This is a genomic window from Couchioplanes azureus, assembly GCF_014648355.1.
GTDB lineage: Bacteria > Actinomycetota > Actinomycetes > Mycobacteriales > Micromonosporaceae > Actinoplanes > Actinoplanes azureus.
Genome location: NZ_BMQY01000001.1, coordinates 955,165 through 971,615 on the forward strand (window position 1 = coordinate 955,165; position 16,451 = coordinate 971,615).

The following is a 16,451-nucleotide window of genomic DNA, read 5'->3' on the forward strand; positions in this document are numbered from 1 at the left end:
TGTTTGTCCTGGTCAGGCCGGGTCGTAGGAGGACGTGCTGCACGCGCTGGTGCTGCAGGTGCTGCCGCAGCCGTCGCTCGTGCTGCACATCATGATCACCAGCGGCGTGGACGACTCGATCACGCGCATGTCCAGCTCGAAGTCGTCGTCGTCCGTGACGACCGTGTCGGCCGGGCCATCGAGGACCGCGCTCTGCGGAGCCATCGAGATCACTCTCCTTGCATAAAAAGGGGTTGGGTTCTTGCCACCTGAATCGCGCCGACTGAAGTGCTCAGCCGCGCGCGGGCCAGGAGATCGTGAGGACGCCGTGCGTCTTGTCCATGACAGCGACATCTGCCGAACGGAGAGATTTCTCCGTGCCGGACGGCCAGTAGGTGAAGCTCGGGTCGCGGTGCCGACCGTCGCGGTCCCACGCCTTGATCTGCTCGACCATCGCCATTGCGGCCAGCTCACCGTCACGGCCGTACGCGCTGGCACCGAACTCGACGCCGCCCCCGTCCAGCGCCGGACGAACCGCGAGATACGCGAACGCCGAGCCTCGCACAACACCGAACGGGAACCACTTGCCGTACTCGGCCGCCAGCTCCGTGCCCTCGTCCACCGCCAGCAGGCAGAACCCGGGCAGGTACCACGCGAACCACAGATGCAGGTCGGCGAACGACACCCCGTGCGGGATCGTCACCCCCGACCACACCTGCACGCGATCGGTAGCGAGCACGCTGTCGAGCGCGCTCATGTCCTGCGGCGCCCCAGAGTCGAACCGCAGCTTCACCTGCTTGCCGTTGGCGTCCGGTAGCAAGAACACCCGCTCCGGGTGCTGCCCGATCCCCTGCATGGGCACGAAGCCGGCCACCTCAGTCGAGGTGCTGGCGAGGGCCTCACCGTCGAATCGGAAGCCGATCGTGCGGGTGACTCCGTTCATGATCAGCGGCAAGACGAGCACACCGCCGTCCTTCAACTGCTCCAGCCATGCGGGCGCGATGTCCCAGGCGCCCACCGTGACGATGATCGCGTCGAACGGGCCTTCGCCCGGTAGTCCCTCAGCCGCATCGGCGGCGATGACCCGCACCCGCTTGCCGTAGCCGGCCTCGTCCAGCAGCCGGGCCGCGCGGTCGGTGACCTCCGAGTCGATGTCCACGCTCAGCACGTGGCCTTCCGGACCGACGATCTCCGCGATCATCGCCGCGTTGAGACCTCCCGACCCCACCTCCAGCACCGACATGCCCGGCTGGAGTTCGGCCTGCTCCAGCATCCGAGCCTGGATGTACGCGGCCGAGACCGACGACAGGGCCACGCCGTGCGCATCGCGCTTGGTCACCACCGAGTTGTCCACGCCGTACGCGACCTCCAGCGGCGTGTCAGCCGGGAGGAACCGTTCCCGGGCCACGGCACGGACGGCCGCCTCCACCGCAGCGCTGGTGATCTTCCCGTCGGCGCGAAGCCTTTCCACAAGCGCTGAGCGCAACTCGCCCGCAGGGTCAGTGCGGAGGCTTTCCCTAGGGCTGGCAGCCGTATGGGTTCGGTGGTCGTCGTCGTGAGACTCAGTGGCTGGTTCGGTCACAGGGATTCCCTTCGTTACTGACACGTCTTGCACTACGTTCTGGGAGTTCATCAAGGCAATCGCGGCGGGCCGGCGCGTTGGCGAACCTTGCAATGTGCTCAACGGCTCCGGGCTGCACCGCGCCAGGAGGGCGTCAGCCCATCGAGCTGACAAACACGGATGCAACGCCAGCCGACCCCACGCGGCAAGGCACTCGCCGCAAAACCCGTCCTCGTTCGTGTGGGCCGCTGCGACGGCGGTGGCTTGCGCCATCACAGCGCTCAGTGACGGATCAGCCGAGATGCCCGGCTCGCTGAGGATTTGGGTGGGTCGCTCGACCGTGCTGATCTGCATATCAGGACCACCTCCCTGTCGGACCGGCTGTTGCTATTGGCGCGCCGGGCGAAGGCCGGCGACCTGCACGAAGATCTTTCGGCGTTCGATCGCCATTCCATCTCCGTCCATTTGGTAGCCGTCCAGCCAGCACCAGCCCTCGTACGTCGGCTTGTCGTCCACTCGGATCACTCGAAAGTTGAAGCCGATGGCAAACTGAACGCTGGCCGCTCGGCTGACATGCACCATGTCGCCTGCGCGGAGCCTCCGAGGGCCTTGCTGGTCGCCTGGCATCCCGACGCACCTCAACCCACCCTTGTGAACAGGGCGCGTGCATCTACTCGCCGCGCTTTGATCAGTTCTGGGCGGCTCGCACCGGGCGTCCGTTGAGGTAGTCGATGCGAGAGCTTGAAGACGTTCATGGCCTGCTCGTATTCATGGCACGGTCCCGGGAGTTCGCAGGTCACGCACAATCCGGTGCCGCTGGAAGTCAGGTGCCGCTGCAACGCCGCTTGCGCGCAGTCAATCTGCTCGCCTCCCGGATACGTCGTCACATTTGCTCCCTACCCGAAGGGGACCGGGCGCATCGCGTAAGCATCAGCGACGGGGGTCGCGGTGCGATGCGATGCGCCCGATCCGTCACCCACCGCCCCGGCTCGCTAGCACAGAACGGCGGGGAGTCAGCCTGAATCGTGGTGTGGCCGTACAAACGCGGCCCGGTCGGACCCTAGGGTCACCAGTAGCCGTGTCATCACAGAGTGGATCGACAGGTCGCCGCGTTTCGACGGCGCGCTAGTCGCGGATTCCGCATCTTTGTCGCGCGTATGTCGCGTTCATGCGTCGCCTGGCGCGTCACTAATGTTGATCAGGGCTGATGGGCTACGGCGCCGTTACCCTGTGGACACCCCGGACGTGCGTTGGCTGAAGGACGGGAACTGTGACCACGCTGTTGAAGGCACTGCTGCGCGAGCGGCACTGGCAGAAGTACGTAACTTTCTGCAAGGAGTGGGACCGGGTCGCCACCCAGCTCGATCCCGACCTCGTCGGCGCCTACCCCAGCCGATCTCAACTCGCCCGATGGCTGGCCGGGGACCTTAAGGGCCTGCCTCACCCGGACGCATGTCGCATCCTTGAAGGGCTCTTCCCTGGCCTCGCCGCGCCACAGCTTTTCGCCAGCGGCTCTACGACTACGGTCCTCAGCCTCTCCGGGCAACCATCGATCCTTGTGACGCCACCGACTTCGGCGCCGGCGCCCGGTCGCAGCGACGTACCGTCAGAGGAGGTGCTCGCCAAGAAGGCGCACTCTACTGTTGACGGCACCCTAGGCGAGGAGATCGCTATGGCTGCGGAGGAGTCGGCGCGTTTCGTGCGCCGAGCGCGTGGCGCTGTGAATCAGGACGTACTTGATCAGCTAGACGACGATGTCCAGCAGATGGCGCGTGACTACCTGGCTCGGCCGCCATACATGATGTTCCGGCCTCTGGCACGACTACGGACGGAAGTTTTTGAGCTGCTTGAGGAGCGGCAACGACCGACGGTACTCCCGGGCCTCTACCGGGTCGCTGGCCAACTTTGCGCTCTACTGGCGCACGCGTGCGCGGATCTTGGTCAGGCGTATGCCGCCGACACCCATACCCGTACCGCGTGGTTATGCGCGGATCTTGCCGAGAACAATCCGCTCCGCGCGTATGTCCGCTGGGTGCAGTCAAACGTCGCCTACTGGAACGGCGACTACCGGCGCGCCGCTGAGCACGCTCACAGCGGCCAACGCTACGCCACCATGGGCACCAGCCTGCTTCGGCTAGCTAGCCAAGAAGCGCGAGCCCACGCCGCCGCAGCAGATCATAAGGCGGCGGACGCGGCGTTGGGCACGGCGCAGGCGGCGCGAGCCCATCTCGGCCCAGGAGACGATGAGCCGGGCGGAGTTTTTCGATTCGCCCCGGGTAAAGCGGCCTACTACGCAAGTGAGGTTCGCTTGGCGTTGGGCGGCAAGGAGAACTACCGACAGGCCGCGACTGACGCACAGCAAGCCTTGGAACTCTTTGCCGCCCAACCGGAGTCGGATCACTGTCCGGAGTTCTTCGCTGCCGCGCAACTCGATCTCGTAGCGGCCCATCTTGCGCAAGATGATCTCAACGGCGCGGAGGAGCACCTGCTTCCCGTCTTCGCCCTACCCACAGAGAGCCGCACGCTCCCGGTGGTGAAGCGAGTTGCAACGACAGACCACGCCTTGGCCAGCCAACGCTTCGCCAACGCCGCCCTCGCTGTCGAGCTGCGCGAACGCATCCACCTATTCTGCGCCTACACGGCAACCCGTGAGTTGCCTGCACTACCCCACTGACACCGACCCTGGAGGCATGGCAGCGTGGCCCTTCAAGTAGCCGTATGCGGACCCCGGTACTGCACCGACGAGGACGCCAAGCGTGCTCGACGCGTCGGGGAGCTGCTCGCCGAGCAAGGCGCGGTGATCGTCTGCGGCGGAGGGGTCGGTGTCATGGCTGCCGTGGCGGAGGGCGCCCGAACCAAAGGCGGCCTGGTCATTGGCATCCGACCCAACGGCAGCAAGGAGGGCGCGTCGCCCGACCTGTCGGCGACCATCGTCACCAACATGGGGGAAGCGCGGAACGCCATCATCGTCTGGAGCGCAGATGCAGTCATCAGCATCGGCGGCTCCTGGGGCACCCTCAGCGAGGTCGCCCTCGCTATGCGGCGCGGTGATGTTCCGGTGGTGGCGCTCGGTGGCTGGAGAGTCGTGCAAGCGGACGGGGAAACCGTCCCTGGCATTCGCTATGTAGACACACCCGCAGACGCTGTGGCGGCAGCAATTAGCGCCGCGCAAGAAGCACCGAAGACGACTGCATAACCAGATGCCGAACATCACTCACGAGTGCGACTACATTCCGTGTGCGACGACGCTACCGAGCCATGCCACCAGAAACGCCGGCCCCATCGGCGTCACTCGACCTGCGCCTCGAAGCTTGCTCACGAGGACAACGGCAGGCTGGATAAGGAAGGCACCGAGGACACCGGCCGCCGCGGCCTGCCAGCTCAACCAGCCGAGGCTTAATGCGACGACGCCCGCCAAGGCCACGTCGCCTAGCCCGAGCTGTCCCGGCAGTGACAGAGCCAGGATCAGCAACGCGACGACCGTCACCGAGCCAGCGGTGAGCGCCCGCAGTACTGGAACCGAACTTCCGCCCATGACGACGGGCAGGGTAAAGCAGATCGTGCACGCCGCCGCCAGCGTGCCAGTGAGGGCGTACGGGAGCCGGTGACGCCGTAGGTCGGTGATCGCCAAGCCCACCCCAAGCACGGCAAAGGTCCAGAACGCGGGCAGTGTCAGCGATAGCGGGAGGCAGACCGCGACCAGCCCGGCCGCCGCACCAGTCAAGGCCGAGACGACTGCGACAGTCGTCGGGCGCGCTGGCGCGCCGCGCCACCACCGTTCAGGTACCCGGACGCTGCCGCGTTCTGGTGCCGAGTACGCGATGGCGGCGATGGGGACACCAGCGAGCGCGCCAGCGACGGCGATGCCGCTCGCGGCAAGAGCGTTCATCGGCTACCGGTCGTCCTCGTCGCGGTCGTCGGTGCGGTGTTCCCGGGTCCACCGTTCGAGTTCGGCGAGCAGGTCGACCAGTTCTGTGCCGGCGATGGTGAGGCGGTAGTCGGCGGTGTCCGCTTCCTGATGGTGCTCAACCAGCCCTTCCTCCTGGAGGTGGGTCAGCGTGCGGGTCAGGGTGCGGGCGTGGACGACCTCCAGGCTTGTCTGTGACACAGCATGATGCAGCCTGGAGTATCGGAGCGGTCCGTCTCGGAGAGCGGTCAGGATGGCCAGGTTCAGCTTCCGCCTGGTGATGTTGGTCGAGGAGTGCATCGCTCTGATGGCCGGCATCCGCAACGGCCTCCTCGTACCGCGGGCGTCGTTCTTCCAGATCAAGAACGTTGGAGACGCCATCGCCGCCGGAGACCCGCAATGGCTGACCCAGCACGAGGACGTCATCATCCTTCGACTCGGCCAGCCGCAGGACTCCGCAGACACAGAGCCCGTCGGCGTCAACGCCCACACCGACCACTGGCTTGATGCCTTCACCCCCGCACGCGTGGATCGACGCGCACACCCGGCGCACCCCGGACATGCCAACCCCGGCCGCAGCGCCCCCGACACCCGGCCCTACCCGGGTCGGGACACTGAAAGGACAGCCGATCCGTGCCCGCCCTATCCACACCCCATCGCCGGGGCCGTACGGCCCGACACCACCACCCATCGGCGGCATACCGATCCCGACGGGCCGTGTCCGCCTACCGGTACGCCCGACACGGCAGGTTCGCGATGAGCGCCTCGACCGTCGCCGAGTGGCGGCCCGACCCTCTCCTGACCGTCGATGACGTCGCGGCCTGGCTGGGCAAGCCGAAAAACACCCTCTACGCCTGGCACAGCCGAGGCAAGGGACCGCGCGCCATCCGAGTCGGCAACACCCTGCGCTACCGGCGTAGCGAGGTAGACCGCTGGCTCGACTCCCACACCGACCCGGAGCGCTGAGCCATGGCCCGACCTCCACTACCCGTCGGCACTTGGGGCAAGATCCGCACGGAGCAGCTCGGCCCCAACCGGCACTGTGCCCGAGCTCGATTCCGCGACTACGACGGCACAACGCGCGACGTCGAGGCCATCGGCACCACCGGCCCGGCCGCCATTCGAGCACTACAGGTCAAGCTGAGGGACCGTGTTGCCCCCAACGACGACGAGATCACCAGAGAAACCCACATCAGCACACTCGCCGACCTCTGGCTGGACGACATCATCGCTGCGGGAGAAGTTACGCCACAGACCATCAGCCGGTACGAGATCAGCGTCCGCGTCTCGATCGTGCCTGCGCTCGGCAAACTACGCATCCGAGAGGCTGGCGCCGGGCGTCTCGACAAGTTCCTACGAGAGGTCGCCAAGGACCGGCCGGCAGCAGCCAGAGGCGCCAAGGTCGCCCTCCGCCAGATGTTCGCCTTGGCAGTACGCCGAGGGGCGCTGACGACCAACCCTGTCCGCGAAACTGGCCGACTACGTAACCCCAGGCGCAAGGTCGTCGTCGCCCTTGACCACGAGCAATTAAACGGCGTCCGCTCGGCCATCCGCGAGTGGCAGAAGCCCACCCCCGGCAAGAGCGGACCTCGGCCGACCGGCGATCTGGCCGACATCGTCGATCTCATGCTCGCCACCGGCGCCCGCATCGGCGAGATCCTGGCCCTGCGGTGGGAAGACCTGGACCTCGCCGACGAACGCCCTACCCTGACCATCTGCGGCACCATCGTCTACGTCAAAGGCAAGGGCTTCTACAGACAGGAATGGACGAAGACCGACGCCGGTTTCCGAAGCACCGTCCTGCCCCGGTTCGCGGTCGGGATGCTGATGGCACGCAAGCTCACCGCCAACGCCAACCCCAACGATGCGATCTTCGCCTCTCGGCGCGGCACCTGGCTATCCCCCCAGAACTTCCGCCGCCAGTGGCGCCGAGTACGCGCCGAGACCGGGCTCGAATGGGTCACCCCACACACCTTCCGCAAGACCGTCGCAACCCTCATCGACAAGGAGGCCGACACCGACAGCGCCGCCGCGCAGCTCGGACACGGAAGCAAAGAGGTCACAAAGAAGCACTACATCGTCAAGCCCGCGCTCGCACCGGACAACTCCGCGATCCTTGAACAGCTCGGCGACCGGCGGGCGACCGGGTAGACGAGACGCCACGCGCGCAAGATCACCGGTCACAGGGCGCCGCACGTAAGGAATGACCCGCCTCTCCGGTACCGGCCCATCAAAACAACAAGCAGTTCTGATGCCCCGACCACGGGTCGGGGCATCAGACTGTCCGGGCGAGCGGGCGCCGCAACCCGCGACCTCCGATGAAATCTGCCTGAACCTCATGGATGTCTGCGGTCACCCACTTGGTGGAGGAGCCCGTGGGCTGACCGCAGATCCGACGACAAGGTAAAGGGGAGAACTCGCCAACTAGTCCATTGGTTTAGGCAGCGGTTGTAGGTTTGCTTCCGGCTGCGGTCGCGCGAGATGTCGCTTCGGTGTCGTCGTTGAGGAACTCGGCCCAGATGTGTTTGGTGGTGTCGGTGGCATACCAGCCCACTGCGAGGGCGAATTTGAGGGCGAGACGCAGGCCGAGGCCGCCGGCTCCTGGGGGTTGGGCGTCGGCGAACTCGGGTGGGATCTGGGTGTCGTGATCAGCGATGTCCACGATCAGGCTGGGCCCGTCTGCGAACAGGCGCACGACGGTGGGCGGCAATCCGTATGTGATGGCGTTGGCGGCTAACTCGGTGGCAACCAACATCATCTTATCGACAGTACCGATTGCGTATTGCGCCAACGGTCTCTGCTGGATCACGACGTCCAGCAGAGACGCCTTCAACGTCGGTAGCTGTGATCGCTCGTCCAGCACCCAGACATGCAGTACCTCTGCGTCCGCTGGAGGCAGGGTCGGTGCGAGGTTCAGCATGTACACACCGTAGCGAGTCAGATAGGGCAAGAATAATTGCCTATCCGCAAACGAATTTACCGCTACAGCGAATGTGGGTCGGAGGGCGGATCAGGCAGGGCGCAAATACTTGCCTATGGTCCACTGTTGCCATATGGCACGCGTCGCCTGTCACTATGCTCCGATAGCGTGAGGGGCCCCGAGTCAATGCCGCTTCGCGCCGACCAACCTGACGTCATGGACGGAGGTTGCGGACACTCCACGGTAGAAGTGCAAAGCAACGCCCATCGAGCAGCGCGGATCAGGCAGCGAACGTCGCCAAGATCCATCGGTTGCCCCTACGTCAATGGATATCGATCTTGGTGCCGGGAGTGGGACAGTGGCAACGCAGCCATGTTCGGGTGACTCGCCGGATTTGTCGCGGGGACCGACCCGTTACCCAAGTGGACGGGAGCATGACGATGGCTAGTACGGATATTGGCGCCAAACTCCATGGCCGCTGGTGGTGACCTGTGTGCGTCGGGAGGAAAGCAGGCTGCGAGTCCGGGTGATCGGTGACCTGGAGGCGTGCGTCGTGGCTTCGTTTCGTGACCAGATGGCGGCGCTGTTGACAGCACCCGTCCGGGTGGTTGACTTGGATCTGGCAGGGGTGGGGTTCTGCGACGCGGCAGGCGCCCGGGAGCTACTGGCGTTGCGCGATCGGGCTGCCCAGCAGCAGATCACGGTTGTGCTGGTGGCGGCTCACCGGGCGGTGCGATTGGTGTTGCACCTGTTTGGCGAGCGAGCCTGGGACCCCGAGCCACACGAACGGTAGCCGGCATGGCGGCACCGGCGCTCTACAGTAGTGGACCAACCCTGCGCCCGGTGTAGCAGGTGAGAACCGTGTAGCTACCAGAGGCACCCTGCTAGGCAGGATCACCGAGTGCCCGGTAGGCCGATGATGCATCCAAAGTGGGCGACCAGAGAGCGTTTGCAACGATGCCGGTGTGGTACAGAGTGTCGAATGGTCATCTGTGCCCGACGCAGCGCTGTGTAGTGCTTGCTCACGGGTCGGCCGTAGAAGGATGCACGGATGGAATTTGGCCGGTCACCGATACTGCTGCAACGTCACCTCGGCGATGACGATCGTATGGTGAGGGTGATCGCCGACGCGGACACGATGATCGTCGAGGTGACGGTCAGCGGCCGGTGGGACCGCCGGCTGCATCAGGCCACCGCCCGTATCCTGCGCGGCTGCCTCGCCGCTCATCCTGCAGCGATCATTATGGATCTGCGCGACCTTGGTGACTCCAGCGGTGCCAGTGCCACGTTGTGGCCGGGAGTGCGCCAGTGGGGCCAGCGGGTGCAGCCCTCGGTGCCGGTCGTGGCGTGCCTTCCCACCAAGGCGCCGTGGGCCCTTCGTTGTCGGGGCGGGCGTCAAGCCGTGCCGACGTATGCGAGCGTGCCCGACGCCCGCGCCGCCCTCATCAACGGCCGCACAACACCCGGCCAGGCGCAGCCACGGCTGCGCCTGGCACCCGATCTAGCGGAAGTTGCTCAAGCCCGCCGACTGGTCACCGAGGCTTGCGCCTGCTGGCAGCCATCCGAGTTGCAGACACGCGCCCGCCTCGTGATCTCCGAGCTGGTCGTCAACGCGATCGAACACGCCGCCACGAGCGTCGAGGTGGCCGTCACCCGCCTTCCGGCCGGCGTGCACCTCGCCGTCTACGACGGTGAGCCTCGCCTACCGCACCTGCACCGCCGTTCCGGCACGGAACCCGGCGACATCACCGAACGCGGCCTCGGGCTACGCGCGGTGGACCACGCCGCCACTGCCTGGGGAGCGTTACCCACCCATACCGGCAAAATGGTGTGGGCCACCATCACTTGCCACGAGACATGCGTCCGGCGCAGCCAGCGGTGATCAAGGGATGCAGCGGTCTGCAGGAGAGCGGCCAGCGCGGTCCGCCAGGTCCGTGCATGTTCGTCAGGTTTTCCGCCCTCCTCGAAGGCGGCCATAGTCTCGGTAGCCCTTGGAACCAGTCGCCGCCTCGCCTCGGTGGCCGCAGTCGGCGGACCGTCGTCACTCATCACCACAGTGAGCGCAACGGGCGTGCGGCGGAGTGTCGTTCCACTGCATTTACTGGTGGGGCAGGGTGATGGTGAAGCAGGTGCCGCCGCCGGGAGCGGGGTGCGCGGTGATGGTGCCGTGGTGGGCGTCGATGATGGCTTTGGTGACGGCCAGGCCGAGGCCGGTGCCTTTGATGCCGCGTTTGATGGCGGTGGTGGCGCGGAAGAAACGGGTGAACAACTTCGGGTACTGCTCGGCGGGGATGCCGATGCCCGTGTCGGTAACCGCGATGGTGATGCCCGTGTCGCTGGGTTGGGCGGTGATCGTGACGCAGCCGCCGGCCGGGGTGTATTTGACAGCGTTGGACAGCAAGTTGTCGAGCACTTGCCGCAGGCGGGAGGCGTCAGCGGTGATGACGGGCAGCCGGCCGATGTCGGAGTGCAGTTGTACGCCGGCGGCGCCAGCGGCGGGCTGGTGGGCGTGTACGGCATCGCGGATGAGCCGGCATGGTGACAGCGGTGTGGCGTCGATGCCGTTGTGGCCGGCATCGAGGCGGGCGAGGTCGAGGAGGTCTTCGACCAGTTGCATGAGGTGGGCGCTGGTGCGGTCAATGACGGCGATCTCGCGTTGGTATCCGGCGATGAGGTCGGCGTCGTCGAGCAGTAGTTCGGTGTAGCCGCGGATGACGCCGATGGGGTTGCGGAGTTCGTGGCTGACCACGGCGACCAGTCGTCTTTCATCCGGTCGAGTTCCCGCAAGCGGGCAACCTGCTGTTGTTCGGCAGCCAGCAGTTGTTCGCGCTGGTCGGCGAGCTGACGGCGCTCGGTGACATCGGTGCAGATGCCGTCGATGAACAGCCTCGCGTCGGCGCCGTCGGTGCCGTCGTCGTCGCGACGGGGGACGGCGCGGGTCCACACCCAGCGGGTGACGCCGTCGTAGCCGAGCACCCGGACCTCGGTCTCGGCTGGTTTCCCGGCGGAGACGGTGGCGTGGAAGTCGGCGAACAGGTGTTGGTCGTCGGGGTGAATGCGGGCGGCGAGGATGGTGGCCAGGTCGGTGTCGGTGGGTAGGTCGGCGCCGAATATCCCGGAGGCGTTGGGGCTGGCATACCGAGCGCACGGTGTGGTCGGGGCGCACCTCAACGGTCCACACGTAGTCGTGGATCTGGGCGATGACCCGGTGGAAGTCGCGGCGCGCGGCGGCGAGGGCCAGGGTGAGGTCTTCGGCGCGGCGGCGTTCGACGAACCGGCCCACATGGGTGCAGACCGCGTCGAGCATCGCTGCGACGTCGGCGTCGCGGGCGGTGTCGGTGGTGGTGAAGAAGGCCAGCACCCCCAGTACCCGATTCTCGCTGCGCACGGGTACGCCGATGCCGGTGCGGATGCCTGCCTGTCGGGCGGCGGTCCGGCGGCCGGCGGAGAGTACGTCGCCGGGTACGACGCTGGTCCACACTTCGCTACCGCGCTGCCACACCAGTCCGGGTAGACCTTCGCCGCGCGTGAACGCGAGGGGCTGTTCGCCGGTGAAGTCGCTCAGGTCGACGTCGGGTGCGGTGAACGAGCTGCGCCGGTGGATGCGCTGACGATCGTCGTCGACCTGCCAGTACTCGCCACAGATCCAGCCCAGCTCCGCGGCGATCGCGGCGACCGCCGCGGTGGCGGCCTGTTCGGCGCTGGTGGCCTCGGACAGCACCTGGGCCACCGCATGGCGGACCCGGCGTAACTGCTCGGCCCGGTGGGCCTCGGTGATGTCGTGCATCGCCACGACCGCGCCCAGGTGCCGGCCGTCAACCGCGGTGATCGGGCGCGCGTTGACGACGAAGCGCCGCGGTACTCCACCGGCTGGGGGACGAATCACGAGGTGTTCGCCGCGGACGTGCTCACCGGCGTGCGCACGCACCAACGGCAGCTGCTCGAGGCTTAGCAAGGTGTTCCCGTCCTCGGCGTACAGGCCGAACGTGGGAGCCCACGCGGTAGCCGGCGGCGGCGCCTCGGGGGCGTCGTGCACGTCACGCAGGGCCTGGTTGACCAGGGCCAGGTCGCCGTCGGCGTCGCAGGCGGCCACCCCGGTGTCCAGGCTGTCCAGCAATGCCTGCAGGAAAGCCCGCTCGTCGGCGAGCCGCTGCCGCTCGGCTTCCAGTTGGGTGCGGGCCTCGACGCGGTCGGTGATGTCGTGCAGGAAGGCGTGGAACGCCATCTCGTCGCGTTCCACGCTGACTTGCAAGGTCATCTCAATGGGGAATTCCCGGCCGGCACGGTCGAGCGCCACCAGTTCGAGCCGGTGTCCGGCCAGCTCGGAGACACCGTTGGCGCGTACCCGGGCCAGGCCGGCGGCGTGCGCGGCCTGCAGCCGCGCCGGGATGATCAACTCGGTGACCGAGCGGCCCAACGCTTCAGCGACCGAGTAGCCGAACAGCCGTTCCGCGGCGGCGTTCCACGCCGTCACCCGCCCTGCCGTATCCATCGACACGAACGCGTCCTGCGCGCTGTCGAGGACCGCCTGCCACCGCGCGGAGGACAGCAGCAGGTCACCGTGCGCCACCCGCAGCGCGATCTCCGACTCGGCCGCCGCGGCCAGGTCGGTGAGGATCTCGACCTGCTCCGGCGTCCACGTCCGCGGCCGGGAGTCGATGACGCAGAACGAGCCCAGCACCTGCCCGTCCGGCGACTGCAGCGGAATCCCGGCGTAGGCGATCGCGTCGTAGGCGGTGACCGCCGGGCTGGTTCGCAGCCGCTCATCAGTCCGGGCGTCCGCCACAATCACCGGCGCCGCGTCGGCCACCACATACTGGCAGTAGGAGTGCGACAGCGGTGTCTGCCGCTGCTCGGCCAGCTCACCGGCCAGCCCGCAGCCGCTGGCGAACACCTGCCGGTCGGCGTCGACCAGCGACACCACCGCCGCCGGCACACCGAGCAGGCGTGCCGCTAGCGACGTCAGCCGGTCCAACGCCGGATATGAGCCTTTGGCAAGCAACCCCGTGCCTCGCAGCGCGCGCAACCGATCGGGATCGCCGACCCGATCACCGACCTCTCGACGTTCACCATCACCGGCCATCACCTGGCCTATCGGCCAATATCCCGCCCGCGCTGAGGCCCGGCAACCGGATGGCAACCGACCGGCTAACGGCATGGTAACCAGCGGCCGCGGTGCCTCGTAGCTGCTGATCTGCCACGCTATGCGGCGGAAGGTCCCGAGAGGTATCGCATGCTCGCCTGCTGGTCAGGTCGGAAGGCTTCGACTGCGCGGTGGCGGTGATGAGAGTCGGCAGGTCAACGTGAAGGTGGTGCCGTGATTGTTGCTGGCCCACGAGAGGTCTCCTCCGTGGTGGGCAAGCCATATGCCGCGCCCTCGCGGTGCGTCGGGGGCCGGGCGGGCGGGAGGATGCGCGGTCGGCATGCCGGCTCCATGGTCGCTGACCCGGCACCGCAGCTGGTCGCCGGTACGGTGCAGTTCGAGTCGTCCCTTGCCGCCGCCGTGGCGCACGGCGTTGGTGGCGAGTTCGTGCACGGCGAGCACGAATCGGTACAGGGCGGGGTCGGTGAGGCCGTTGGCCTGGGCGAACCGTGTCACGTCCTGGCGCAGCATACGGAGGTCTTCGTAGGCGAACGCGCGGGCCGGTAGCGAGCCGTCGGCGTACGGGCTCGACGGTCTATTCGCAGGATGGTGAGGTTCAGGCATCGTTACCTTCCGGTGGGCGGTGCCGCGGTGTGGTGTCGCACGGCGAGCAGGCAGGTGTCGTCATCGGGGTTCGCCCGGCGCAGTCGTGACAGCAGGTCGGCCAATGGCTGCGAGCTGCCCGAGGCGGAGATGTCATTGAGGGTGGCGATCACGGGCGCGAGTCCTTCGGCCAGCGTGTGCCTGCGGTGTTCGATCAGCCCGTCGGTGTAGAACAGCAGCAGGTCGGCGGGGTCCAGGCTGACGGTGGCGGTGTCGTAGCGCGCGTCGCGGTCAGCGCCGAGCAGCTGCCCGTGCGGCCGGGGAAGTGCGGTGGTGGTGCCGGCGCGGGCGTGCAGCGGTGCCGGGTGTCCTGCTTGCGCCCACGTCAGCGACTGGCTGCCCGGATCGAAGCGGGCCACCGCGGCAGTCGCGGTGGTGGCGCAGGAGTAGAGCAGACGGTTGAGATGCCACAGCAGCTGCGCCGGGTCGGTGGTCGTGGTCACGGTCAGGCCGGCGAGCATGTGCCGCAGCTGAGCCATCATGGTGGCGGCGTGCATGCCGTGGCCGGCGATGTCGCCGACGGCGAGCACTACGCAGCCGTCGTCGGCGGAGGCGGCGTGGAACCAGTCGCCGCCGACCCGGCTGGCCTCTTCGGCGGGTATGTAGCGAACGGCGACGCGCAGACCGGGCAGGTCGAACGGCTGCGCGGGCACGGGCAGCACGATCTGGCGCAGCTGGGCAGCGAGCTCGTGCTCGACGGCGAGACTGTGCTGGTGTTGCTGCAGCAGCTGCTCTGCCTCGGCCAGCTGCGCCCGGGTGGTCTGTTGCACGGTGACGTCCTGCACGATGCCGTACACCTTCAGCGGCCGCCCCTGCACGTCGCGGACCGCGTCGACGACACTGCGTACATACTTGACCCGCCCGCCGACGCGGATACGGGTGGTGAAGTCGACGGTGTCTCCGCGACCGAAACCCTCGGTCGCCTGCCGGCGGATCGGCTCGTCCTCGGGCAGGGTCAGAGCGTTCTGCTCCTCGCTGGACAGCGGCCCCAGGGCCGCGTCGCGCTCGTAGATGCGATACAGCCCGTCCGACCAGACGATCTGCCCGGTGACCAGATCGGCTTCGCCCCAGCCGAGCTGGCCCAGCCGTTCGGTCTGCGCGATCCGTTCGGCCTGCCGGGTCTGCTCGTCGTGACGCACCCAACGGCTCAGCACCCCCGGACCGACCTGCGACACCCAGGCGGTCATCAGCACATCGCCGGGCGACCGGTCACTGCGGCTCACATACGGAAACGGACCCACCTCCCGCGGCTGGCCGTCGGCCAGCACCTCCCGCCATGCCTGCCACACCGGCGTCTCCACCGTGGCCGGATACGCCTGACTGATGCGCTGACCTACCGTGCGGGCCACGTCTTGGCCGGAGAAGTCAGCCGTCGCCTGACTCACCGCGACAATCACCCAGTCGGTAACCTCGCCGTCGTCTCCGAACACCGGCGCCAGCACCATCTGGTCACCCGGCATCGCGTCGAGGACCTGCTGGACCAGCGCACCCCAGTCGTCCACCACCTGCGACGGTGCGTGGACGCGGGCATGACGACGCCGTGATACCGGGCTTCGACTGCGGGGGCGAAGCGCCTGGTTCATCTCCGCGTCCAGGGATCGCGACCCAGGCCCCGGCCGGCCCTGCAAAGCAGCCAGGATGTCGCCGGCCACCGCAGCCACCGGGCGGCCCTGCTGCGCCGCCCGATTCAGCAGATAGGTGTGGGCCTCGTCGACCGGGCAACCGACCCGGCCCGCCAGCAGTCCCGCCGCCCGTTGGACCTGCGCCGCGGGATCCAGCTGTGCCCCCGCCACCTTCTCATCCAGCGCGGCCAGCCGCCGGCGGTAGTCATGATGCTGCTCCACCCTCATCACGCCCTTCCTCGGCGGGCGGACCCGACCTGCCCAATCAGACCGTTTGCGCCGGCATCCCAACCGTGCGGCGGGTGCTCGGCCACTCCACCGGTAGCGTCATCACTCACGGCCCAGCAGCGCCGGGGCCGCCATCGGAGCTGGCCAGACCAAACAATTCCACCAGACCAGCGATCTCGAACTGGCTGTACACATTGGCGTCGGGACCTTCCACCCGGAAAGCGGCACCGCAGTCCATCGCCGCCCGCCGGGCAGCCACCAACGCGCCGAGACCGGAGGAGTCCAAAAACGTCACCTCGGCCACGTCCAACCGCACCAGCTTCGGCCGGCCCTGGACGACAGCCTCCCGGATCGCATCGGTGATCAACTCTGCATTGGCGAAGTCGATATCACCCCGCAGCGATAGACGGAGCACCTCTTGATCAACACTCGCCGATAACGGACCCATACTCGCCACCTTCCCGCGACCACCCGCCGAAGCCAAGTCG

16 protein-coding genes and 3 pseudogenes are annotated in these 16,451 nt (G+C 67.4%); 7 read left to right on the plus strand and 12 right to left on the minus strand.

Annotated features, from left to right (window positions below):
- Positions 1–12: 12 nt before the first annotated feature.
- The 3 genes from IEY99_RS04465 to IEY99_RS04475 form a co-directional block, all read right to left on the minus strand.
- On the minus strand, positions 13–204 hold the full coding sequence (locus IEY99_RS04465; RefSeq protein WP_189199500.1) for an FxLD family lanthipeptide: 192 nt from the start codon (positions 202–204) through the stop codon (positions 13–15).
- A 67-nt stretch (positions 205–271) separates the two neighbouring features.
- Positions 272–1,894 carry a methyltransferase, FxLD system gene (fxlM, locus tag IEY99_RS04470; RefSeq protein WP_229798107.1) on the minus strand — a complete coding sequence of 541 codons (1,623 nt, stop codon included), beginning with the start codon at positions 1,892–1,894 and terminating at the stop codon, positions 272–274.
- A gap of 33 nt (positions 1,895–1,927) precedes the next feature.
- Positions 1,928–2,167 (minus strand): hypothetical protein, encoded by a 240-nt coding sequence (locus IEY99_RS04475; protein WP_189199502.1) that lies wholly within the window; start codon positions 2,165–2,167, stop codon positions 1,928–1,930.
- A 643-nt stretch (positions 2,168–2,810) separates the two neighbouring features.
- On the opposite strand from IEY99_RS04475, the gene IEY99_RS04480 reads away from it, so the two are divergent.
- Together IEY99_RS04480 and IEY99_RS04485 are read left to right on the plus strand one after the other, a co-directional pair.
- Positions 2,811–4,214 carry an NsdA family TPR-like regulatory protein gene (locus IEY99_RS04480; protein ID WP_189199504.1) on the plus strand — a complete coding sequence of 468 codons (1,404 nt, stop codon included), beginning with the start codon at positions 2,811–2,813 and terminating at the stop codon, positions 4,212–4,214.
- Between the two features lie 24 nt (positions 4,215–4,238).
- Complete coding sequence (locus tag IEY99_RS04485; RefSeq protein ID WP_189199506.1) at positions 4,239–4,736, plus strand: SLOG cluster 4 domain-containing protein; 498 nt, start codon at positions 4,239–4,241, stop codon at positions 4,734–4,736.
- Positions 4,737–4,766: 30 nt separating this feature from the next.
- Here the strand turns inward: IEY99_RS04485 and IEY99_RS04490 are convergent, their stop codons facing one another.
- Both IEY99_RS04490 and IEY99_RS04495 read right to left on the minus strand, forming a co-directional pair.
- Positions 4,767–5,429: an A24 family peptidase gene (locus IEY99_RS04490; protein WP_189199508.1), complete on the minus strand. Its 663-nt coding sequence runs from the start codon at positions 5,427–5,429 to the stop codon at positions 4,767–4,769.
- A 3-nt stretch (positions 5,430–5,432) separates the two neighbouring features.
- Positions 5,433–5,747 (minus strand): winged helix-turn-helix transcriptional regulator, encoded by a 315-nt coding sequence (locus IEY99_RS04495; RefSeq protein ID WP_189200626.1) that lies wholly within the window; start codon positions 5,745–5,747, stop codon positions 5,433–5,435.
- Between IEY99_RS04495 and IEY99_RS04500 the strand changes: the two are divergent.
- The 3 genes and pseudogenes from IEY99_RS04500 to IEY99_RS04510 form a co-directional block, all read left to right on the plus strand.
- A pseudogene (locus tag IEY99_RS04500) lies at positions 5,731–6,207 on the plus strand (site-specific DNA-methyltransferase); the annotation flags it as partial. The gene IEY99_RS04495 and the pseudogene IEY99_RS04500 sit on opposite strands and share 17 nt — an antisense overlap.
- Positions 6,204–6,413, plus strand: a complete 210-nt coding sequence (locus IEY99_RS04505; protein ID WP_189199510.1) for a helix-turn-helix transcriptional regulator — start codon at positions 6,204–6,206, stop codon at positions 6,411–6,413. The pseudogene IEY99_RS04500 and the gene IEY99_RS04505, both read left to right, overlap by 4 nt.
- 3 nt (positions 6,414–6,416) lie before the next feature.
- The gene (locus IEY99_RS04510; RefSeq protein WP_189199512.1) at positions 6,417–7,598 is read left to right on the plus strand and encodes a tyrosine-type recombinase/integrase; all 1,182 of its coding nucleotides are present in this window, start codon (positions 6,417–6,419) and stop codon (positions 7,596–7,598) included.
- A gap of 286 nt (positions 7,599–7,884) precedes the next feature.
- Here the strand turns inward: IEY99_RS04510 and IEY99_RS04515 are convergent, their stop codons facing one another.
- Positions 7,885–8,367, minus strand: coding sequence for an ATP-binding protein (locus tag IEY99_RS04515; RefSeq protein ID WP_189199514.1), 483 nt, complete (start codon positions 8,365–8,367; stop codon positions 7,885–7,887).
- Between the two features lie 493 nt (positions 8,368–8,860).
- Here IEY99_RS04515 and IEY99_RS04520 point away from each other — a divergent pair, with 493 nt between their 5' ends.
- Positions 8,861–9,160: an STAS domain-containing protein gene (locus IEY99_RS04520; RefSeq protein ID WP_505661148.1), complete on the plus strand. Its 300-nt coding sequence runs from the start codon at positions 8,861–8,863 to the stop codon at positions 9,158–9,160.
- 258 nt (positions 9,161–9,418) lie between these two features.
- Positions 9,419–10,249, plus strand: a complete 831-nt coding sequence (locus tag IEY99_RS04525) for an ATP-binding protein (protein ID WP_189199518.1) — start codon at positions 9,419–9,421, stop codon at positions 10,247–10,249.
- Between the two features lie 216 nt (positions 10,250–10,465).
- Here IEY99_RS04525 and IEY99_RS35190 read toward each other — a convergent pair whose 3' ends face one another.
- The 6 genes and pseudogenes from IEY99_RS35190 to IEY99_RS04545 form a co-directional block, all read right to left on the minus strand.
- Positions 10,466–11,311, minus strand: a complete 846-nt coding sequence (locus IEY99_RS35190) for a sensor histidine kinase (RefSeq protein ID WP_373293300.1) — start codon at positions 11,309–11,311, stop codon at positions 10,466–10,468.
- A gap of 20 nt (positions 11,312–11,331) precedes the next feature.
- Positions 11,332–11,652 (minus strand): annotated as a pseudogene (locus tag IEY99_RS35195) (PAS domain-containing protein); the annotation flags it as partial.
- Positions 11,648–13,525 (minus strand): annotated as a pseudogene (locus IEY99_RS35200) (PAS domain S-box protein); the annotation flags it as partial. The pseudogenes IEY99_RS35200 and IEY99_RS35195, both read right to left, overlap by 5 nt.
- Positions 13,526–13,615: 90 nt before the next feature.
- Positions 13,616–14,074: an ATP-binding protein gene (locus IEY99_RS04535; protein WP_373293281.1), complete on the minus strand. Its 459-nt coding sequence runs from the start codon at positions 14,072–14,074 to the stop codon at positions 13,616–13,618.
- Between the two features lie 2 nt (positions 14,075–14,076).
- Entirely contained in the window at positions 14,077–15,963 is a 1,887-nt protein-coding gene (locus IEY99_RS04540) for a SpoIIE family protein phosphatase (protein WP_189199523.1), read from the minus strand.
- Positions 15,964–16,069: 106 nt separating this feature from the next.
- The gene (locus IEY99_RS04545) at positions 16,070–16,411 is read right to left on the minus strand and encodes an STAS domain-containing protein (protein WP_189199525.1); all 342 of its coding nucleotides are present in this window, start codon (positions 16,409–16,411) and stop codon (positions 16,070–16,072) included.
- Positions 16,412–16,451: the final 40 nt, after the last annotated feature.